At 72.3% G+C, this 20,431-nt stretch carries 15 protein-coding genes; 8 read left to right on the forward strand and 7 right to left on the reverse strand.

From position 1 onward, the window contains the following. Positions 1–77: 77 nt before the first annotated feature. Genes HL658_RS34690 through HL658_RS34700 form a run of 3 tightly spaced genes read left to right on the forward strand, consistent with a single transcriptional unit; the run spans position 78 to position 2,333 of the window. Positions 78–239 (forward strand): hypothetical protein, encoded by a 162-nt coding sequence (locus HL658_RS34690; protein WP_180286744.1) that lies wholly within the window; start codon positions 78–80, stop codon positions 237–239. Continuing rightward, positions 236–1,027, forward strand: coding sequence for a class I SAM-dependent methyltransferase (locus HL658_RS34695; protein WP_180286745.1), 792 nt, complete (start codon positions 236–238; stop codon positions 1,025–1,027). The genes HL658_RS34690 and HL658_RS34695 overlap by 4 nt, the downstream gene beginning before the upstream one ends. Before the next feature lie 19 nt (positions 1,028–1,046). Beyond that, positions 1,047–2,333, forward strand: a complete 1,287-nt coding sequence (locus HL658_RS34700) for a WavE lipopolysaccharide synthesis family protein (RefSeq protein ID WP_180286746.1) — start codon at positions 1,047–1,049, stop codon at positions 2,331–2,333. Between the two features lie 10 nt (positions 2,334–2,343). Here the strand turns inward: HL658_RS34700 and HL658_RS34705 are convergent, their stop codons facing one another. From HL658_RS34705 to HL658_RS34725, 5 genes are all read right to left on the reverse strand, one after another. Then, on the reverse strand, positions 2,344–3,063 hold the full coding sequence (locus HL658_RS34705) for a class I SAM-dependent methyltransferase (RefSeq protein WP_180286747.1): 720 nt from the start codon (positions 3,061–3,063) through the stop codon (positions 2,344–2,346). Between the two features lie 137 nt (positions 3,064–3,200). After that, the gene (locus HL658_RS34710) at positions 3,201–4,370 is read right to left on the reverse strand and encodes a glycosyltransferase (RefSeq protein ID WP_180286748.1); all 1,170 of its coding nucleotides are present in this window, start codon (positions 4,368–4,370) and stop codon (positions 3,201–3,203) included. 161 nt (positions 4,371–4,531) lie between these two features. After that, the gene (locus tag HL658_RS34715) at positions 4,532–6,499 is read right to left on the reverse strand and encodes an O-linked N-acetylglucosamine transferase, SPINDLY family protein (protein ID WP_180286749.1); all 1,968 of its coding nucleotides are present in this window, start codon (positions 6,497–6,499) and stop codon (positions 4,532–4,534) included. Positions 6,500–6,608: 109 nt separating this feature from the next. Continuing rightward, the gene (locus tag HL658_RS34720) at positions 6,609–7,265 is read right to left on the reverse strand and encodes a formyltransferase family protein (RefSeq protein WP_180286750.1); all 657 of its coding nucleotides are present in this window, start codon (positions 7,263–7,265) and stop codon (positions 6,609–6,611) included. A 12-nt stretch (positions 7,266–7,277) separates the two neighbouring features. Next, positions 7,278–9,173, reverse strand: a complete 1,896-nt coding sequence (locus HL658_RS34725; RefSeq protein ID WP_180287726.1) for a beta strand repeat-containing protein — start codon at positions 9,171–9,173, stop codon at positions 7,278–7,280. Between the two features lie 238 nt (positions 9,174–9,411). Here HL658_RS34725 and HL658_RS34730 point away from each other — a divergent pair, with 238 nt between their 5' ends. Further along, positions 9,412–11,550 carry a tetratricopeptide repeat protein gene (locus HL658_RS34730; RefSeq protein WP_180286752.1) on the forward strand — a complete coding sequence of 713 codons (2,139 nt, stop codon included), beginning with the start codon at positions 9,412–9,414 and terminating at the stop codon, positions 11,548–11,550. On the opposite strand, the gene HL658_RS34735 is transcribed toward HL658_RS34730, so the two are convergent. Then, complete coding sequence (locus tag HL658_RS34735) at positions 11,526–12,254, reverse strand: hypothetical protein (RefSeq protein ID WP_180286753.1); 729 nt, start codon at positions 12,252–12,254, stop codon at positions 11,526–11,528. The two genes, HL658_RS34730 and HL658_RS34735, sit on opposite strands and share 25 nt — an antisense overlap. A gap of 205 nt (positions 12,255–12,459) precedes the next feature. Between HL658_RS34735 and HL658_RS34740 the strand changes: the two genes are divergently transcribed. Then, on the forward strand, positions 12,460–14,205 hold the full coding sequence (locus tag HL658_RS34740; protein ID WP_180286754.1) for a TIGR04372 family glycosyltransferase: 1,746 nt from the start codon (positions 12,460–12,462) through the stop codon (positions 14,203–14,205). A gap of 12 nt (positions 14,206–14,217) precedes the next feature. Here the strand turns inward: HL658_RS34740 and HL658_RS34745 are convergent, their stop codons facing one another. Next, positions 14,218–15,990: a tetratricopeptide repeat protein gene (locus tag HL658_RS34745; RefSeq protein WP_180286755.1), complete on the reverse strand. Its 1,773-nt coding sequence runs from the start codon at positions 15,988–15,990 to the stop codon at positions 14,218–14,220. 165 nt (positions 15,991–16,155) lie between these two features. Between HL658_RS34745 and HL658_RS34750 the strand changes: the two genes are divergently transcribed. From HL658_RS34750 to HL658_RS34760, 3 genes are read left to right on the forward strand one after another with little or no spacing between them, the layout of a single operon-like run. Then, on the forward strand, positions 16,156–16,998 hold the full coding sequence (locus HL658_RS34750; RefSeq protein ID WP_246338256.1) for an ABC transporter permease: 843 nt from the start codon (positions 16,156–16,158) through the stop codon (positions 16,996–16,998). Next, positions 16,988–18,337, forward strand: coding sequence for an ABC transporter ATP-binding protein (locus tag HL658_RS34755; protein WP_180286757.1), 1,350 nt, complete (start codon positions 16,988–16,990; stop codon positions 18,335–18,337). Before HL658_RS34750 ends, HL658_RS34755 begins: the two co-directional genes overlap by 11 nt. Further along, a complete protein-coding gene (locus tag HL658_RS34760; RefSeq protein ID WP_180286758.1) occupies positions 18,334–20,301 on the forward strand; it encodes a hypothetical protein in 1,968 nt (655 codons plus the stop codon). The genes HL658_RS34755 and HL658_RS34760 overlap by 4 nt, the downstream gene beginning before the upstream one ends. Positions 20,302–20,431: the final 130 nt, after the last annotated feature.

A 20,431-nucleotide genomic window follows, 5' to 3' on the forward strand; every position in this document is an offset into this window, starting at 1 on the left:
CGCTGGACGCCCGCGGCGGCGGCCCTTAAGAAGGGCGCACCGCACCCGCCGCGGTGCCTCGTTTGGACCGCCGTCCGGTGCAGACCTTCCGCCTGAACATCATCGGGGACCCGGGCTTCGACCTGGCCATCAACCTGGCCATCAACCTGGACGACCAGACCCGGCGTGATGTCATCGGGCACGGTCACCACGCCTTCCCGCACGCACGCCCCGCTGACCAACCCGGATCGACCGCATGAGCGACACCCCCTACGATCCCACCTTCTACGCCGTCCAGGCCGACGGCTCCCAGCGCTCGGCGCAACGCATCGTGCCGGTGGTGCAGGAGTGGGTCGATGTCCGCTCGGTGCTCGACGTGGGCTGCGGCGTCGGCACCTTCCTGTCGGTCTTCGCCGCGCGGGGGGTGACCGACATCCAGGGGGTGGACGGCGACTATGTGCCGCGCGACCGGCTGCGCATCGACCCCGCCCGCTTCCGCCCGCATGACCTCGCCGTGCCGCTCGACCTCGGCCGCCGCTTCGATCTGGTGATGTCGCTGGAGGTGGCCGAGCATCTGCCGGACGGGGCCGCCGACCGCTTCGTGGAGAGCCTGTGCCGGCACGGGCACACGGTGCTGTTCTCCGCCGCGGTGCCGCGCCAGGGCGGCACCCACCACGTCAACGAGCGCTGGCCCAGCTACTGGATCCCTAAATTCGCCGCCCGCGGCTACGAGGTGTTCGACGTGATCCGCCCCGCCGTCTGGGAGGACGACACGGTGGAATACTGGTACCGCCAGAACTGCCTGCTGTTCGCCGACGCCGAGGGGCAGGCGGCCAGCCCGCGGCTGGCGGCGGCGCGGGGCGAGGGGCTGGTGCCCGGCGCCCCGGACGTGGTGCACCCCGCCCTGTTCCTGTCCAAGACCGCGGAAGAGGCGGCGGTGGCGCAGGCGCGCACCATCCTGGAGACCTTCCTGCGGCTGAGCCGGGAGGGCGGGCGCTACAGCTTCGATCCCAACCCCGACGGCAGCGTCACCATCCGCCGGGTCTGACCCGATGGGCCCGACGTCCATGCAAACGCCGGCGATCTCCCCACGCGACGTCACCGTCGTCGTCCAGGGCCCCTGGCACCCCGACCAGACCCCGCAGGTGCTGGACAGCGTCGCCCGCGTGCTGCCGGGGGCGGAGGTCGTGCTGTCCGTGTGGAAGGCCGGGCCGGACTTCGCCGCCCATGCCGTCCGGGTGGACACGGTGCTGCTCAACGAGGATCCCGGTGCCGTCGATATCGCCGGGGTGCTCAGCCCCGAGGTGGAACGGCGCACCAACATCACCAACACCAACCTGAACCGCCAGATCGTCTCCACCCGCAACGGGCTGGCGCTGGCGGGTCGGCCCTACGCGCTGAAGCTGCGCACCGACATGGTGCTGGAGCACGCCGGTTTCCTCGATCACGCCGCCCGCTGGCGGGGCATCCCCGGCCCGCTGCGCGCGCTGGAGGAGCGGGTGGTGACCACCAGCGCCCGCAGCCCGCGCCGCTCCTACTGCTTCTTCGTGCAGGATTTCTGCTCCTTCGGGCTGGTCGGGGACATGCGACGGCTGTGGGACATCCCGCTGGTGCCGCCGCGCGACGCGCTTCTGGCGCTGCCGCAGGCGGAGCGCGACGCCCGCGTGCTGGTGCCCGAGCAGCACATCCTGCTGTCGGCGCTCCGCCGCCGATTCGCGATGCCGATGGCGGGCGCGCTCGACAGCTCCCCGGATCTCATCGAGGCGAGCGAGCGGGCGATCGCCGGCAACCTCGTCTGCCTGGACGTGCGCCGCTTCGGGGTGCGCTCGCTGAAGCCGGCGCTCTCCTGGGTCAACGAGCCGGGCGACATCCGCTTCACCTGGCTGTGGATCCTGAAGGCCAGCCACGCGGAGTTCCTGTCCTGGTGCCGGCGCCACTGCGACCACGACTTCACGCCGCTGGTCGCGGCGATGGGGGCGGAGTACGAGGCGGAGCTGGCCGACGTGCCGCTGAAGGACCGGCTGATCGTCGGCGACAAGGCGCTCGCCTCCGGCCCCCTCCAGGAGGAGGCGGAGCGCGTCCACCGTGCAGGGCGGATCGTCCAGGCCCGCAACGCCTACGTCACCCTGATGCGGGCGGGGGTGCGCAACGCGCGGCTCCTCCACCATCTGGGGGTGGCGCAGATCCAGACCGGCGACACGGCGGGCGGCGTCGCCAGCCTGGAGGAGGCGCACCGGCTGGATCCCGGTTTCCTGCCCACCTGCGACAGCCTGGCGAACCACTTCCGGAACGCCGGCGACGCGCAGCGCGCCGCCCGCTGGGCGGCCGAAGCGGCGCGCATCCGGGAAGCCTGAGCTGGCGGCTTCAGCCGCCCATCGCCAGGATGCGCACGGCGGCCTGCTGGCCGGCATAGCCCAGATACTCGTAGCGCACCCCGTAGGTCGCGACGAACTCCTGGAACGCCTTCCACTCGTTCATCCGCCAGAACGGGTAGTTGAAGTACTCGTCGAAATTGATGACCGTCCCCGGTACGAAACGCGACCGGCACAGCTCCAGCACCGTGCGGGTCGAGGCGTAGGTGTCGGAGTCGATGTTGATGAAGGCGACCGGGCCGGGATTGCGTTCCAGGAAGCCGGGCAGGGTCTCGTTGAACCATCCCTTGACCAGGGTGACGTTGGCCTCCACCGACGGCATGACGCCGCCCAGCGACAGCCCGCCCTTGGCCAGGTCGGTGCCGTGGAAGTCCTCGTCGATTCCTTCGAAGCTGTCGAATCCGTAGACCGGACGCCCCGGCAGCCGGCGGGCGATGTGGTTGATCGACTGTCCCCGGTAGACGCCGAACTCCAGCACCAGCCCGGTGGTCGGGATCCGCTTCAGGCAATGGTCGAACAACGGCCACTTGTCGGGGAAGCGCAAGGTACCGGGCAGCCGCTCGTAGATGTAGTCGGCGGTCTCGATCGCGGCGCGGCGGTGCAACTCGATGTCGAGCATGTCGTTGCAGAAGAAACGCTGCCGCACCTCCGGATGGCGCCAGAAGGCGTAAAGGCCTTTGATGATCGCGTTGTGCAGGTCGTTGGCATCCATCGACGATGTCCTTCAAAAGGGATGGTAGGGGGGGGTGGTGTCGACCGGGGGCTCCCGCAGTCACGGATTGGTCCAGGTCTGGATGCCGTGGACGCTGCCCATATCCCTTCCCTTCACCGCGGCGGAAGCGGGATCGATCACGACACCGCGGCGACGAAAGCTTCCGCGAAGGCGCGCCAGGTGCGCTCGCCGCGGATGAAGTCGATGGCGCGGCGCGCCCGCGCCTCGGCCGCCGCGCGGTCGGCGTGGAGCTGCTCCAGCCGCTCCACCAGCTCGTCCACCGAGGATTCGCCCCAGCCGACCCGGCTGCCGTCGCGGTCGGGCACCGGGTCCTGGCGGTCGAGCGTCAGGCACACCCCGTCGCGGATCAGGTCCATGTGACCGGTGTTGGCCGACAGCACCACCGGCACGCCGCAGGCCATCGCCTCCATCGCCACCAGGTTGGTCGCCCCCTCGCAGCGGTTGGGGAACAGGGCGGCGTGGCAGTCGGCCATCACCCCGGCGATCTGCGGCCGGGTCAGGAAGCCCAGATCCAGGAAGGCCTCGGCCGGCAGCCCGTTGGCCACCGCCCAGTCGCGGATGCGCAGGCGGCCGTCCTTGCCCACCTCCGGCCGCACCGGGGTGTGCGGCGACTCGGCGATGGAGGCGGCGGTGTGGGGCCAGGGGTTGTGCCAGGCGGTGACCAGCAGCGCCTCCGGATGGCGCGCGTGGAAGCGGCGGAAGGCGGCCAGCACGAGGTCCTGCGCCTTGCGGAACTCCATCTTGCCGCCGGAGAACACGACGAAGCGGTCGCCGAAGCGGCGCTGCGGCTCCAGCGGTCCCATCTCGCTGGGGTCGACGCCCTGCAGCGCCACGCCGACGTTGGTGAAGCCGCGCTCCTCCAGCAGGCGCCGGTTGTAGGCGGAATGCACGATCAGCCGGTCGTAGCTGCCGGCCCGCGCGAGAATGGCCGCGTCGAAGCGGGTGTCCTCGAAGGCGATGACGCCGATATTGCGGTCGCCGCGGTAGGTCTCCGACGGCGGTCCGGGCAGGAAGCCGTTGCCCAGCGCGTGCAGCACGGTGAAGCCTTCCAGGTGCAGCACCTTGCCGGGGTTGCGGGCGGCGATGGCCTCGACCCGCGCGAAGCCGTCCTCCAGCCCGCGCAGCGCCGCCTGGTTCTGCGGGCGCAGCGAGGACAGCCCCGGCTTGACCAGCAGCAGCGGCGGCGTGCCGCGATCAACCAGATACAGGCAGGTGTGGACCCCCACCAGCCCCCAGCCATGAACCTCGCTGAGCTGCCACGTCAGGGCCAGTCTGTCATCCGCCACGGCACCACCTCGCTGCGCCGCGCCCGGGTGTACCACCCCCGCGGCTTTCGCGCGGCACCCTATCGGGCTTGCCAACGGCGTTCAACCGCCATGCGGTGCCCCCCGCGCCGGCCCCGCCGTTGCCACATCCGCATCCCGGCCTCCGTCCCGACGCCCCCGCTTCATCCCCCCCGCCCCAGCCGGTCGCGCCACATGGCGCGGTAGGCGGCCTCCATCCGGCGGGCGAAGCCGGTGTAGTCGGTGAGCGGCGAGGCGGCCAGCCGCGCCCGCATGCCGCGCCTGAGACCGGCCAGCCGCGCCGGGTCGCCGGCCAGCGCCGCCGCCGTCTCCACATAGCCGGCCTCGTCGGTGGCGATCAGCCCGGGCAGGCCGCACTGGGTGAGCAGGCTGGCGCCGACGCGGGCGACGTGCCCGACCCCGGCCAGCGTCACCACCGGCACCCCCATCCACAGCGCCTCGCAGGTGGTGGTGGTGCCGTTGTAGGGGAAGGGGTCGAGCCCGATGTCGATGCGGTCGTAGGCGCGCAGGTGATTGGCCACCGGGTCGATGCGGGCCAGCAGCTCCAGCCGGTCGGGACCGATGCCGTGGGCGGCGAAGCGCGCCGCCAGCCGGTCGCGGGTGAAGGTGTCGCCGAGCTGCCGGCTCTTCAGCAGCAGCCGCGCGCCCGGCACCCGGTGCAGGATGGCGGCCCACACCCGCACCACCTCCGGCGTCACCTTGGAGGTGTTGTTGAAGGAACCGAAGGTGACGTGCCCCGCCGCCGCCGAGGGCGGCGTCTCCAGCGCCTCGGCGGCGATCACCGGCTGGAAGGCCAGGAAGCCCTGCGGCAACCGCACCAGCCGCTCCGTGTACCAGCGGTCGTGGGCGCCGGGCGGGTCGGCCACCGCGTCGGTCAGACGGAAATCCACCGCCCGCATGCCGGTGCTGTTGGGATAGCCGAGCCAGGTCGCCTGCACCGGCGCCGGCCGCCGCGCCAGCACCAGCAGCCGGCCGTCGCAGGTGTGGCCGGCGAGGTCGACCAGGATGTCGATGCGGTCCCGCGCGATCAGCGCCGCCACCGCCGCGTCCTCCATCCCGGCGACGTCGCGCCAGTGGTCGGCGAGCTCCTGGAAGCGGCGGGTGGTGACGTCGCGCCGGCGCGAGCTGTGGTAGCAGAACACCTCGACCGCGGCGCGGTCGTGGGCGCGGATCAGCGGTTCGCTGAAATAGGCGCAGGAATGGGTGCAGAAATCGGGCGACAGGTAGCCGACGCGCAGCCGGCGGTCGGGATCGGGGTCCTGCGGGACGGCCGGGGTGATAGGCGGCAGCGGGTCGGCGTGCCGCTCCCCCCAATGGCGGTGCGTGCGCGCGATCAGGTCGGGCGGCAGGTTCGGCATGTAGTTGAGGGCGAACAGCAGGTTGGAGTGCATCGGCACCTCCGCCGGGTGCTGCTCCACCCCCTTCTGCAGGACCACGATGGCCTCGTCGAGCCGCCCCTGCTCCTTCAGCGCCTCGCCCAGGTTGTTGTAGGGGGCGGCGAGGTCGGGGCGGCGCTTCAACGCCGCCATGAACAACTCGATGGCAGTGCCCAGCTCCGCCCGCTCCTTGTGCAGGTCGCCCTTGTTGGCCAACGCCTCCGCCATGTCCGGGCGGATCAGGAGCGCGCGGGCGTAGGCGGCCATCGCCTCGTCGCGCCGGCCCAGCGCGCGCAGCACGTTGCCCAGGTTGAACAGCGCGTCCGGATAGTCCGGCCGCAGCGCCAGCGCCCGGCGCAGGGTGTCCGCCGCCTCGGCGTCGCGGCCAAGCTCGGCGTACAGGCAGCCGAGGTTGCTGCGCAGATGGGTCGCCTCCGGATCGGCGGCGATCCCCTGCCGGTAGAGCGCCTCCGATTCCGCGTGGCGGCGGGTCGCCTTCAGCAGGATGGCCAGGTTGTTGAGCGCGTGCGGGTGGCCCGCCACCGTGCCCAGCACGGTGCGGTAGCCGGCCTCCGCCGCGTCCAGCCGCCCCTCCCGGTGCGCCGCGAAGGCCGCCTGGAAGGCGGTGTCCGCGTGACCGGGGGCCGGAGCGGGAACGGATGCGGCCGGCACCGGGGCGGCCGGCACCGGGGCGGGGCGCGCCTTGCGGACGGGGCGGTGCTTCTGCTTCTTCATGGACGGACCCTTCCCGGCCGCGGCGGACGAAGCCCGGCCAAGGCGGGTCGATAGCAACCGCCGGGAGCGGCTGGCAAGCGCCAAGCGCGGGGCCGGCGCCCGCGCCGGCTCACCCCGCCATCTCGAAGCGCCGCCCGTGCAGGGTCAGGTGCAGGCGGGCGTCGGGTGCGGCGCGGATGGCGCGCGCCCGGCGCTCCAGCTCCGCCGCATCGATGTCCGGCGGCAGGGCGCACAGCGCCTCCAGCGCCCGCTGCGAGCAGCGCCGCGGCCCCCAGGACAGGGCCACGGGGTTCAGCGGTTCCGGCCGGGCGAGCGCCGGGGCCAGCGCCAGGAACAGCCGCACCGCCGCCCGGTAGGTGCGCTCCGCCAGCCAGCCATGGTCGGCACCGGCCGGCACCGCGAACTCCACCGCGCCGACGATGGGGCCGGAATCGACCCGCTCCACCATCACATGGGCGGTGGCGCCGAAACGCTCCGCGCCGTCGTAGAGCGCGAAGGGGACGGGGTGGCGGCCGGGATAGGCGGGGGACGCCGGGTGGACGTTGTAGGCGGGCGCCCCCAGCCGCTCCAGAACAGCCACCGGCACCACGCTGCCGGTGCAGAAGGCGATCAGCCGGGTGCCGGGCGCGGCGGTCGCGGCGTGCGCGGCCAGCGCCGCCGCGTCTGGCACCGCGGCGACCGTCAGGTCAGGGTTCTGGTGGGCCAGCACCTCCGACAGCCAGCGCACCTCGGCCGGGCCGCAGAGCAGGACGACGGGAAACGGCACCGCCCCCGCCCCTCAGCCGGTGCCCAGGTCGCCGGTGGCGATGGTGGCGCTGACGAACAGGCCGAGCAGCCGGATCTCCGAGGCCGCCACCACGCCGTCGCCGTCGCCCTCCACCACCACATAGACCCCGGTGTGGGTGCCGTTGCCGGCGACCACCAGCACATCGGCGCCGGGGGTGGCGTTCGCCATGCGCCCGATCGCCGTGCGGATGTTGGCGAGGCCGCTGTCGGCCAGGGTGCTGATGGTGGTGCCCAGCACCACCGCCTCGTCGGTCAGCAGATCGATGCCGTCTGTGGCACGGGTGGCGGTGGCGAGTGCGGCGTCGTTGTTGTCGTCGATCAGCCCGCGCAGGACCCCCGCCACCAGCAGCTGGTCGGTGCCGCTGCGGAAGTTCTGGATCTGGTCGTAGCCGGTCGATGCCCCCGCCGCCGCCCCGTCGTCGAGCCCGGCGAAGACCACCCGGTCCAGGTCGCTGGCGGGAAAGGCGCCGGTCTGGAAGGTGACCACGTCGGCCCCGCCGTTGCCCTGGAAGCGGTTGCCGGGGCCGCTGGTGAAGGCGACCACGTCGATGCCGGCGCCACCCGCCAACGTGTCCACGGCCCCCGCCGACAGCGTGTTGTCGGTGTCGCCCAGCGTCACCACGTCGGTCCCGGTGCCGCCGGCCAGCGTCTCGATCCCGCGCAGCAGCAGCGTGACGCCGGCGTCCGCCAGCGTCACCACGTCGGTGCCGGCCCCGCCCACCAGGATCTCGACGCCGGTGGAGACCGTCATGGTGGTGCCGGTGTCGCCGATGAACACCCAGTCCGTGCCCGCCCCGCCGGCCAGAGTCTCCAGCCCGCGCAGCAGGATGGTGCTGCCGGACGGCCCCAGCGTCACCCGGTCGGCCCCCGCCCCGCCGACCAGCATCTCCACCAGCCCGATGGTCACGGTGGTGCCGGTGTCGGCCAGGAAGATCAGGTCGGTGCCGGCGCCGCCGGTCAACGTCTCCAGCAGGGCCACGGTCATGGTGGTGCCGGTGTCGCCGACGGTGATGGCGTCGGTGCCGGCCCCGCCGGTCAGCGTCTCCAGACCGCGCAGCAGGATGGTGGACCCGGCCGGGTCGAGCGTGATCGCGTCGATGCCGCCGCCGCCCACCAGGATCTCCAGCGCCGAGACCGTCATGCTGGTGCCGGTGTCGCCGACGAGGACGAGGTCGCTGCCGGCCCCGCCGGTCAGCGTCTCCAGACCGCGCAGCAGGGTGGTGGTGCCGCCGGAACCCAGCGTGATCACGTCGGTGCCGGTGCCGCCGACCAGAATCTCGACGGCGGTGGAGACCGTCATGGTGGTGCCGGTGTCGCCGGTGAACACCACGTCCGAGCCGGCGCCACCGGCCAGCGTCTCCAGCCCGCGCACGGTGACGGTGCCGCCGGCCGACGCCAGGGTGACGAGGTCGGTGCCGACATCGCCCACCAGCATCTCGATCAGACCAACGGTCAGGGTGGCGCCGCCGGTGGCGAGCAGGATCAGGTCGGTGCCGGCCCCGCCGGTCAGGCTTTCCAGCAGGCTCACGGTCATGCTGGTGCCGGTGTCGCCGATGATGACGGCGTCGGTCCCGGCCCCGCCGGTCAGGCTCTCCAGCCCGCGCAGCAGGATGGTGGTGCCGGCGGAGCCGAGTGTGATGACGTCGGTGCCGGTGCCGCCGACCAGGATCTCCACCGCCCGCTGCACCAGCATGGTGGTGCCGGTGCTGCCGATCAGCACGATGTCGGTGCCGGCGCCGCCGGTCAGCGTCTCCAGCCCGGACAGGGTGATCGTGCTGCCGCCGGACGAGAGGGTGATGACGTCGGTCCCGGCGTTGCCCACCAGCGTGTCGGTGGTCGACGACACCGTCATGGTGGTGCCGGTGCTGGCAAGAGTTACGAGCGCCATGCCCTGTCCCGCGACACCCGGTCTCGCTCCGTCCTGGAACCGTGCTTCACGCCGTCTTCGTCCGCGGCCGCGGGCGGGCCGGTGTTCCGCAACCGCCATCGCACCCTACATGGGGGCCGGGAGAGCCGACAATCGATTTTCCGGCGCCGCGGCCTGCGCCCTTTTTTCTTATTCCCATGAATCCTTCGGGGCAGATATACCCGTCGCGTCCTTCCCCATCGGAGACCGGCCGGCCCGCATGGCTACCGTCCAGGAAACCTTGTCCCTCGCCGTTCGGTACCACCAGTCGGGACGGCTGGCGGAGGCGGGCGGGCTTTACCGCTGCATCCTCGACGCCCAGCCCGACCACCCCGACGCGCTGCACCTGCTGGGGCTGATCCTCGCCAACGCCGGCAACGCGGTGCAGGCGATCGAGCTGATGCGCCGCGCCATCGACCTCGACCCGGCGATGGCGCACGCCCGCTACAACCTCGGCAACGCGCTGAAGGGCCAGGGGGCGCTGGCCGCGGCGGAGGAGCATTACCGCGGCTGCCTGAAGCTGCTGCCCGACTTCGCGCCGGCGCGCGGCGGGCTCGGCGTCACGCTGGGCGCACTCGGCCGCAACGAGGAGGCGGCGGCCGAGCTGCGCCGCGCCTGCGAGCTGGCCCCCACCGATCCCAATGTCGCCATCCAGCTTGCCGGCGTCCTGCTGAAGCTGGGCCGCATCGACGAGGCGATCGCCGCCTACGACCGCGTCGTGGCGCTCGCCCCCGGCAACGACCGGCTGCACATGACCCTGGCGGCGCTGCGCCGCCAGACCAACCGGCTGGCGGAGGCGGCGGACGACCTGCGCCAGGCCGCCGCGCTGAACCCCGGCAACGCCCAGGCGCACGACGAGCTGGGCCAGATCCTGGAAGCGCTGCGGGTGTGGGACGGGGCGGCGGATGCCTATGGCGCGGCGCTGGATCTGCGGCCCGGCGACGTGGCGCTGCGCCTGCGCAACGCCAAGGCGCTGCGCAACGCCGGCCGCAACAACGCCGCGCTGGAGGCCTTCACCCGGGCGGCCGAGCTCGGCGTGTCCGACGGCGAGGCGCACCACCAGCGCGCCCTGATCCTGCGCGAGAAGGGCCGGCTGGAGGAGGCGGCGGACGCCTTCCGCGCGGCGCTGACCGTGCAGCCCAACCACGCCCCGGCGCATTTCCACCTCGGCCTGACCCTGGCGCTCCTGGGCCGCCCGGGCGAGGCCTTCGCCGACCAGGCCGGCTACGCCGGCGCCTTCGCCGACCGCGCCGACGCGCTGATGGCGGAGGGCCGGCTCAAGGACGCCTGCGCCTACTACCACGAATCCCTGCTGTTCCGGCCGGGCGACGCCGCGGTGCGCGGGCGGCTCCACGACGCGCTCGCCCGCCGCCGCGCGCTGTGCCGCCCCGAGGCGATGACCGAGAAGGAGCACACGGACGAGTGGGGCAACATCGCCCTGTACGAAGCGATGGATCTCCACAACCGGGCGCTCGCCGCCGACCCGCGGCTGGTCGGGGTGCCGCCGGCCCCCGGCGCCGCCCCGGCGCGCATGCCCCGCGTGTTCGACGCCTTCACCTTCTACAACGAGCTGGACCTGCTGGAGCTGCGGCTGGAGGAGCTCTACGACCACGTCGACGCCTTCGTCATCGTGGAGGCGCCCTGGACCTTCCAGGGCAAGCCCAAGCCGCTGGTGCTGACGGACAATCTCGCCCGCTTCGCGCGCTTCGCCGACAAGATCGTGCATGTGGTGGCCGACGGCTCCCCCGGCCCCTCGCCGTGGGACCGCGAGAAGCACCAGCGCGACGCCATCCTGAAGGGGCTGGAGGGCCGGGCGGAGGACGGCGACGTGGTGTTCGTCACCGACGTGGACGAGATCCCGCGTCCGGCGGCGGTGGACGCCATCCGCCGCTCGCCGCTGCTGGCCGGGCGGCTGAACCGCCTGTCGGTCGATTACTACTGCGGCTTCGTCGATTTCCGCTGCAGCTACAAATGGCACAAGCTGATCTCGCTGCCCTACGGCCTGCTGCGCGCCATGGGCCCCGACCTCGCCCGCTTCATGGCCATCGCCAAGTACGGCACGCTGCTCTACGGCTGCGGCTGGCACTTCTCCTGGCTGGGCGGCATCGAGAAGGTGATCGGCAAGCTGCGCTCCTACGCGCACAGCGAATACACCGGGCTGGCCGAGCAGGACCCGGCGGCGATCCGCGCCGCCCTGCGTTCCGGCCACGGCATCTTCGCGCTGATGGACGGCTCGCACGGCTACGGCGGGGAATTCCGTGCGGTGCCACTCGACGACGGCTTCCCCGCCGCGCTCCGCCGCGACCCCGACCGTTACCGCCGGCTCGGCTGGTTCTACGACGACGCCCCGCCGCCCTGAGCCAGCGCCTCGAACGGCAGCGTCACGCACTGCATCACGGCGTCGCGGCCGTGCGTCTCGTAATAGGCGTTGGTGTCGCGGATCACCGGCGGAACGTCCATGTAGTCGTGCCAGATCTTCAGCGGCCCGAAGAAGGAATGCTGCCAGCGCGGCCGGTAGTTCCAGTTGAGCGGCAGCACCGCCGGCAGCACACCGGTCCGGTCCACCGCCTTGGCGAAGGACGCCTGGTCGTTGTAGGGCATGCGGCCGACGACCCGCTGCCCCGGCGGCACGTGCAGGAAGGACGAATCGAGGGTGGGGGCCAGCGTCTTCCACGCCTCGAACACCGGTGCGGCCCTGCGGCTGAAGAAGACCACCCCGGTGTTGTACTCGACGATATCACCGTCCAGCCCGCCGTAGCGCCGCGCCCACGGGCATTCGCAGATGGAGCAGGCGAGCCCGAACCGGTCGGCCTGGGCGAAGCCGAAATCGAGGTTGCCGAGCACCACCGTGTCGGCATCCAGGAACAGCGTCGTGGCGAAGGGCGACAGGTCGAGCATCCGGGCCTTCTGCAACAGGCCCTGCATCGGGTCCAGCCCGTCCGGCAGCGTCGCGACATGCACCGGCAGGTCGGGGTGGTACTGACGCAGCGAGGCCAGCGAGCGGTTCATCAGCGCCCGCCCCTGCTCGCCCCAGACGATGTAGAGGACGCCCTTGTCGGCCATGATCGGCTTCGTCTCCGGTTGTTCTGCGGGCCGGCCCGGGCCGGACGCCGACGGTTCGCTGCCGTCTGATCCTCCGCCGGAAGGCCGGGTGTCAAGCGCGCCGGGATGACGACCCAATTCCATCCCCACTTTCAAACCCCCAGGCCACGGGTTAGAACCCAGCCTGTCGTTCCAAGGATCCCCCCACGTCCACAGCGGCCACCACATGACCACAGCCCAGACCATTCTCCAGGAGGCCACCCGCGACCGCGATGAAGGACGCGCGTCGGACGCCGTGATCCGGCTGGACGTGCTGTGCCGACTGGAACCGGCGCTGATCGAACCGCACCGCCGGCTCATCAGGATTCTGGTCGAACTGAACCGGCCGGCGGAGGCGGAGGCGGCCTGCCTGCGGGCATTAGAGGACAACGGGCATCCTGTCTTCCATTTCGAGCTGGGTCTGATCCTGCACCACCGCGGCGCCCTGCGGGAGGCGCTGGCGGCGTTCGAGGCTGCGCTGGCGGGCGACCTCCGGGAACCCTCGGTCTTCGTCAACGCGGCCGACTCCGCCGCCCGGCTCGGCCTGCTCGACAAGGCCGAAGACTATGCCCGCCAGGCGCTGGCACTCAACCCGCGCTCGGCGTCGGTCTGCAAGCTGCTGGTGTCCCTGGAGCACGCACGGGGCCGGGTCCGGGAGGCGCTGCAAAGGGCGTGGGCACTCGTCAACGTGTACTACAGGCCCGACATCGACACCCTGTCCGGGATGGTGCCGGCGGCCCAGGTCCTCAACCACATCGACGCCCTCCTCCCGCCCGACGCGGGGACGGCGCCCAGGACGCTCGTCTATCTGTTCGCCCGGAGCGTGGCGATCGGCCACATCACCCAGGAGCTGTTCTACCTGAAGACGCTGTTCCAGGACTCCTTCGACGAGATCGTCCTGGTGGTGTCGCCGCTGACGCCGGTGGAGCGGATCAACCAGAGCGTCTTCGCGCTGTGCATGCGCAATGTCCGCGTGGTGGAGACCGACAGCATCACGGTCATGATGTCCGATCTCGATATCGGCGTCGCCAAACGCGGCAACCGGACCTATCTCCTGTGGTCCTACCTGCAGCTCTTCCGGACCTTCCACAACCACCTTCTGGCGGGCAACCGGCCGCGTTTCCTCGCGCTCACCGACGACGAGCGCGCGGAGGGCACCCGGCTCCTGGCCCGGATGGGTGTGCCGGAGGACGCCCGGCTGGTCGTCCTGCATGTCCGCACCGCCGGCTATTACGGCGGGGACACCCATTTCGACTTCCGCAACCTGGACATCCGGGACTATGTGAGGACGATCCGCCACCTGACCGGCCGCGGCTACCACGTGGTGCGGATCGGCGACCGCACGATGCCACGCCTGCCCGACCTCGGCGGGCGGGTGATCGACGCGCCCTTCAGCGAGCATTACCGGCATCTGCTCGAACCCGCCGCCATCGACCGCTGCGACTTCATGATCGCCAGCATGTCGGGCCCCTGCTCGCTGGCCCGCGCCATGGGCAAGCCGGTCCTGGCGCTCAACGCCCCACCCTATTTCTGCAACCTCCATGTCGGGCCGGAACTGATCGCCTTCCGCCGCTGCTACGATGTCGGCGGTCCACGGCCGCGGCTGCTGTCCTACGCCGAGATCCTCGAACGTGGGGTCTGCGATTTCGTGACCCGGCGCGACTACGACCTGGCCGGCATCCGGCTGGAGTCCCTGGGCGAGGACGAGCTGGTGGAGATCACGGAGGAGATGATCGCCTTCCTGGCCGACCCCGCGGGGCATCCCGGCGAATTCCAGCGGCGCTTCGCCGCCCTGTCGCGGGCCGACCACGAGCGCCGGGCCGCCGATCCGGGGCTCGCCCTGCAAAGCCGCAACTGGCTGGGCTACGCGCTGCCCACCGCCACCGTATCGACCCGCTTCTGCGAGTTGCACGGCGCCTTCCTGCCGGGGTGAGCCCCCCGGCCGTCACGACGGGCGGAAGAGCTGGGGCGGGTCGGCGTCCCAGGGGTCGTAGGGGACGAGGCAGCGGCGGTCGCGGTCGGGGCGCAGGAAGCGGCGCGCCTCCCCGCCGTCGCGGGCGGCGTTCAGCATGGTGGCGGTGAAGGAGAAGGTGCTGTTGGAGATCAGCACCACGTCGGCGCAGGACAGGATGTGGAAATCCAGGTAGAAGTCCGCCCCCGGCAGCGACACGCCCAGATCGGCCGGCACGACCGGCCGGTAGCGGCCGAAGGCCTCCGCCAGCGCCGGCTCGTCGGTGGCGAGGTGGAGCACGGGGGCGTCGAGCCCGGCCCAATGCTCCTCCAGCCACGCCTGGTACCACGCCTCCGGCGCGATCCAGAACGGCCCCTGGCCGAAGTCGCCGCGCCGCAGATGGACGGAGACGACCGTGCGCCCCATCCCGCGCAGCCGCTCCATCGCGTGGTCGAGCCGCGGGCGCAGCACCGGATTGGGCGCCAGCATGTCGCGGAACAGCCCGCGGTGGCGCGCCATCGCCGCGGTGGGGTAGCAGAAATGCCCGAGCAGATTGTAGTTCCGGTAGACCAGCGGAATCCGCCGGGCCAGCGAATCCGCCAAGCGCGCGTCCGCCTCGTGCAGCACCGACAGCGGAGCCGACGGCCAGGGGTCGTTGCCATCGAACAGGTAGCGGCCGACCCACTCCGGCACCTCGTACGCCATCCCGTGCTCCGCCGCGTACAGGCGCAGGAAGGCGTATTGCAGGATCGAGTTGCCGAAGCGGCCGTTGCGCCCCAGCGTGGTCATCGTCACCCGGGCCCCCGACGCGGCGAGCCGCGGCTTCTCCGGCCAGTCGAAGGCGCGGCGCAGCCGCAGGAGCGCGTGCAGGGTGAAGTTCTCGCCCGAGCTGGGGCAGAGCCGGACGGCCAGCGCGTAGGCGGCCTCCGCCCCGTCCCAGTCCTCCAGCGCCTCCAGCACCATGCCCAGCGACAGCGCGTTGCGGTGGTCGCCCGGTGCCAGCCGGTCGCAACGGCCGAGCGACCCCGCGGCCTCGGCCGGACGGCCCAGCTTCAGCAGCGCGTGGGCCAGCATGAAATGCGGCATCTCCAGATCCGGCCGCAGGGCCACCGCACCGCGGTAGGCACCGAGCGCCTCCTCCATCCGGCCGGCACGGTCATCGTAGGAGGCGATGCTGAGCCACGCCTCCACATGGTCGGGGACCAGGACCAGCATGCGCCGGAACCATGGAACGGCCTCCCGGCCCCGCTCCGCGCCGTTGAGCGCCATGCCGAGGGCATGGCAACCGTCCGGCCATTGCGGATCGATCGCCAGCAGGCGCCGCAGCACCGCCACCGCGGCATCGTACCGCCCGGTGGCGGTCAGGAAACGGGCGTGGTTGTGGAGCGCTTCGGGAAACTCCGGCCGGGCGGCGAAGGCCGCCCGGTAGAGGGCGTCGGCCTCCACGCCGTCGCGGGGGGCCACGACCAGGGCCAGCAGGTGCAGCGCGTCGGCGTTGCCGGGATCGTTCCGGAGCACCGCGCGGTAGAAGGGCTCGGCCTCGTCCGGGCGCCCGGCGCGGTGGCGGCCGAAGCCCGCCCTGAGCAGCCGGTCGATGGCGTCCGGCAGCAGCGCCGCCGCCTCCGCATGGCCGGGGCTGGCCGCCAGCACCGCGCGCCAGAGCCGGATCGCCAGTTCCAGCTCGCCGGCCCGCGCCCGCTCCAGGGCGATGGCGCAGACGGCACCGGGATCGCGGCGCGCGGCCCGGACCAAAGTGTCGTCGTTCATCGCCGCTCCGTTGCCCGCTGCCGATCGCTCCATCGGGCGGCCGACACCATACAATTCCCAGACGCCACGGCAAGAGAGGCAAGGGGGAGCGGCAAGGGGGAGCGCTTGAACGGGCGGAAGGGCGGCGCTATGGTCGCGCCGCCGCAAGCAGGGACACGCTTCGATTTGCCGATCGCATCCACAGGACGGCCCCTGGCCGCGGGCACCGGTCCGCTCGCCCCGCTCCTCACCGTCTGGCACCACCGCACGCTGATCGGGCGGCTGGCCCGCCGCGACATCGAGGCGCGCCACCGCGGCTCCGCGCTGGGGCTGCTGTGGAGCGTGCTGAACCCGCTGATCATGATGGCCGCCTACACCTTCATGTTCACGATGATCTTCCGCGCCCGCTGGGGCAGCGGCGGCGGCGGCACGGCGGAGTTCGCGGTGCTGATGTTCTCCGGCATGGTGCTGTTCACCATCTTCGCCGAATGCGCCAACCGGGCGCCCGGCCTGATGCTGGAGAATCTCAGCTACATCAAGAAGGTGGTCTTCCCGCTGGAGATCATGCCGGTGGTCGTGCTGCTGTCGGCGCTGTTCAACGCCGCCATCGGCTTCGTCATCCTGGCGGTGTTCTCGCTGGTGGTGATGGGGCCGCCGCCGCTCACCGTCCTGCTGCTGCCGCTGGTGTTGCTGCCCTTGTGCCTGTTCACGCTGGGGCTCGCCTGGGTGCTGTCGGCGGCCGGGGTGTTCCTGCGCGACCTGCGGCAGGTGGTCACGGTGCTGGTCACGGTGATGATGTTCCTCAGCCCGATCTTCTACCCGGTCTCCGCCGTGCCGGCGGAGGTGCAGGCGGTGATCCTGGCCAACCCGCTGGCGATCCTGCTGGAGCGCTCCAAGGACGTGATGTTCTGGGGGCACGGGCTGCCGCCGGTGGAATGGACGCTGGTCTGCCTGGGCTCGCTGGTCTGGGCGTGGCTCGGCCACACCTTCTTCGTGAAGACCCGCCGGGGGTTCGCCGATGTCGTCTGACGGGATCGTCCCTGGGGAGACGGTGATCGAGGCGGTCGGGCTGGGCAAGGCCTACGCCATCTTCAAGCGCCCGCAGGACCGGCTGAAGCAGATGCTGGTGCGCGGCCGCCGCCGCTACTACGACGAATACTGGGCGCTGCGCGGCGTCGACCTGACGGTCCGGCGCGGCGAGACGGTGGGCATCATCGGGCGCAACGGCTCGGGCAAGTCCACCTTCCTGCAGCTCGTCTGCGGCACGCTGACGCCGACCTCGGGCCGGGTGACGGTGAACGGGCGGATCGCCGCGCTGCTGGAGCTGGGGGCCGGCTTCAACCCGGAATTCACCGGCCGCGAGAACGTCTATCTGGCGGCCTCCGTGCTGGGTCTGTCGACGGCGCAGATCGACGAGCGCTTCCAGGCCATCGCCGAGTTCGCCGGCATCGGCGACTTCATCCAGCACCCGGTCAAGCTCTACTCCAGCGGCATGTACGCCCGCCTCGCCTTCGCGGTGGCGGCGCATGTGGACGCCGACATCCTGATCGTCGACGAGATCCTGTCGGTGGGCGACGCCGCCTTCACCCAGAAATGCATGCGCTTCATCCGCGCCTTCAAGGAGCGCGGCACGCTGTTCTTCGTGTCGCACGACACCGGCCAGGTGGTGAACCTGTGCGACCGGGTGGCGTGGCTGGACCGCGGCACCCTGCGCGAGGTGGGGCCGGCCAAGGACGTCTGCCACCGCTATCTGGCCGACCTCTACGGCACCCGCGACGACGCCGCGGGCTTCCGCATCGGCGGCAGCCGGCGCGAGGGGCCGGACCAGCCGGTGACCGACGCGCGGGCCGAGCTGCTGAAGGCGTCGGAGCACCGCAACGCCATCGAGATCTTCGATTTCGACGAGAGCGGCCCGTGGTTCGGGGAGCGCGGAGCCAGCATCACCGGCGTCGCCCTGCTGGACGCCGGCGGCGGCCGTCCGGCGGCGCTGGAGGGCGGCGAGGAGGTGGTGCTGGCGGTGACCTGCCGGGCCGAGCGCGACCTGTTCCGCCCGATCGTCGGCTTCTACGTGAAGGACCGGCTGGGCCAGACCCTGTTCGGCGACAACACCCACCTGACCTACCAGCTCGACCCCATCAGCGTGCCGGCCGGCGCCAGCTTCACCGCCCGCTTCCGCTTCCAGATGCCCTACCTGCCGTCGGGCGAGTTCGCGGTGACCGTGGCGCTGGCCGAGGGCACCCAGGCCGACCACGTGCAGCACCACTGGATCGACGACGCCCTGTTCTTCAAGGTGCACGCCAGCCACGTCGTCCGCGGGCTGGTCGGCATCCCCATGCTGGACATCGCCATCGATGCGGGGACGCCGTGACGGCGCGGGCGGTGCACCGTGACGGCGCGGGCGGCGCCTTTCCGGCGCGGCTGCTGGCGGGCGCCCTGCTCGGCCTCGCCGTCGTGCTCTATCTGTGCGAGTTCGGCCTGAACCTGCACGTCAGCACGGGCATCCCCTACTGGGACGACTGGGGCTATTTCTTCGGCGAGGCGCAGGGTGTGCAGCAGCCGCTGACCCTGCACAGCCTGCTCGCCAAGGACAGCGACCACGTCGCCCCGCTGTTCAAGCTGCTGACGCACGCGCTGTGGCGGGTGATCGGCGTCGATTTCGTGGGCTTCCGGCTGCTCGGCTGGATCGTCTACGGCGCCATGCTGGCGCTCTACGCGGCGCTGCTGCTGCGGGTGTGCGTGCGCTCCGCCGCCGAGGCGGTGCCGGTGGCGGCGGCCGGGCTGCTGCTGGTCAGCACCGCCAACGCCGAATATTTCTATTACCAGGCGATGGGGCTGGCGCAGCCCTTCATCTTCCTGTGCCTGTTCGGCTTCCTGTACGCCATGGCGGCGCGGCGCTGGTGGCTGGCCGGGCTGCTGCTGCTGGGCTATGGCGGCACCGGGGTGTTCGGCTCCTCCTATCTGCTGGGATCGGCGGGGGCGGCGCTGCTGGGAGCGCTGGCCGCCGGACGGCTCACCCCGCGGGCGCTGCTGGCCGACCCGCGGGTGCGGGTGGCGGTGCTGGGCGGCGTGGCGCTGACGCTGCTGATGTTCGCCCTGACCTTCATCGGCTCCTACGCCAACCACACCGAGCAGGCGCTGGTGTGGCCGTGGGAGAAGGATTTCTGGTTCTTCGTGCTGGGCGCCTTCGCCGCGGCGGCCGGGGTGCCGGCGGACGCACCGACGGACGTGGTGGCGCCCTACGCGCGGCTGGCCGTCGGGGCGGCGCTGTTCCTGGCCTTCGCCGTGCCGGCGCTGCTGCTGCCGCTGCTGCGCCGGGGTGACGACGACGACGAGGACGGGGACGGGGACGAGGATGGGGACGGGGGGGCCGCCCCGGCCTTCGTGCTGTCCGCCCTGCTGGCCGGCAGCATCCTGCTGACGCTGGCGACCGCCGTCGGCCGCAGCCACCTGTGCGGCGACGGCGGGGTGGTGATCATGGGCTGCGGCGCCTCGCCCCGCTACGCCTTCCCGGTGGTGCTGGCCCTGCCGGCCCTGATGGCCGCCTGGATGCGGCTGTTGCCGGCCCCGGCGCTGCGGCTCGCCGCGGGTGCGGCGCTGGCGGTGGCGATCCTCGGCCTGCACCTGCTCGGTCTGCACCCGCTCGACCCGCACTCGCCCGACCGGCGGCTGGAACCGTCGCTGGCGCGCTGGGACTTTTCGCGGCTGAACCAGGTGGCGGCCGCGCGCGACCACGCTGCCGCCACCTGTCTCGCCGTCTGGCTGCAGGACGGCGACGAGGACCGGCCGCTCTACTGCCCCACCGTCTCCCCCCGCAACATCGCCCCCTATCTGGCGGTCGCCCGCCGCATGGACGCCGCCTTCGCCCGGCCCCTGATGGAAGGAACGGCGGGGGAGCGGGCGACGCGCGAGCTGCGCCGCCGGGTGATGGCCGCCACGCTGGAGGGGGCCACGCTGCGCACCGAGCCGCCCCTGACCCCGGACGCCGCGCGGCTGACCGGCTGGGCGGACAGCGTGATGTTCCTGAAATACGGCACCCCCGTGATCACCGGCTGGGCCGCCGACCTCGGCCGGCGGGAGCCGGCCGCCCTGGTCGCGGCGGTGGCCGGCGGCCGGGTGGTGGGGATCGCGCTGCCCGGGAGGCTGCGGCCGGACGTCGCCGCGGCGCTGGGCGCCCCCGGCTTCGCCGCCGCCGGCTTCGCGGTGCCGGTCCCCGCCGGCCGTTTCGAGGGGACGGCCGTGCGCGTCTTCGCCCTGTCGGCGGACGGCGCGGTGACCGAGCTGCAGCCACCGGGGGGCGTGACGGTTCCCGCCGCGGCACCCGGAGGGGGCTGAGCGGCCGGCTTGCATTGGACGGGCCGGACGGCGTATCCCTGTCCGCGGCCGGAAGCGGCGCGGGCGGGGCTTCCGCGGCGCACGCGCGTCCGGCTCATGGAAAAAAGAGGCCGCCGTCCTTGCGGGCGGC

The organism is Azospirillum oleiclasticum (genome assembly GCF_013423485.1).
Lineage (GTDB): Bacteria > Pseudomonadota > Alphaproteobacteria > Azospirillales > Azospirillaceae > Azospirillum > Azospirillum oleiclasticum.

Bases quoted from the DNA above. Each gene is read 5' to 3' on its own strand.
- HL658_RS34695 (WP_180286745.1), top strand. From the start codon at position 236: ATGAGCGACACCCCCTACGATCCCACCTTCTACGCCGTCCAGGCCGAC.
- HL658_RS34700 (WP_180286746.1), top strand. From the start codon at position 1,047: ATGCAAACGCCGGCGATCTCCCCACGCGACGTCACCGTCGTCGTCCAG.
- HL658_RS34705 (WP_180286747.1), bottom strand. From the start codon at position 3,063: ATGGATGCCAACGACCTGCACAACGCGATCATCAAAGGCCTTTACGCC.
- HL658_RS34715 (WP_180286749.1), bottom strand. From the start codon at position 6,499: ATGAAGAAGCAGAAGCACCGCCCCGTCCGCAAGGCGCGCCCCGCCCCG.
- HL658_RS34725 (WP_180287726.1), bottom strand. From the start codon at position 9,173: ATGGCGCTCGTAACTCTTGCCAGCACCGGCACCACCATGACGGTGTCG.
- HL658_RS34730 (WP_180286752.1), top strand. From the start codon at position 9,412: ATGGCTACCGTCCAGGAAACCTTGTCCCTCGCCGTTCGGTACCACCAG.
- HL658_RS34735 (WP_180286753.1), bottom strand. From the start codon at position 12,254: ATGGCCGACAAGGGCGTCCTCTACATCGTCTGGGGCGAGCAGGGGCGG.
- HL658_RS34740 (WP_180286754.1), top strand. From the start codon at position 12,460: ATGACCACAGCCCAGACCATTCTCCAGGAGGCCACCCGCGACCGCGAT.
- HL658_RS34745 (WP_180286755.1), bottom strand. From the start codon at position 15,990: ATGAACGACGACACTTTGGTCCGGGCCGCGCGCCGCGATCCCGGTGCC.
- HL658_RS34755 (WP_180286757.1), top strand. From the start codon at position 16,988: ATGTCGTCTGACGGGATCGTCCCTGGGGAGACGGTGATCGAGGCGGTC.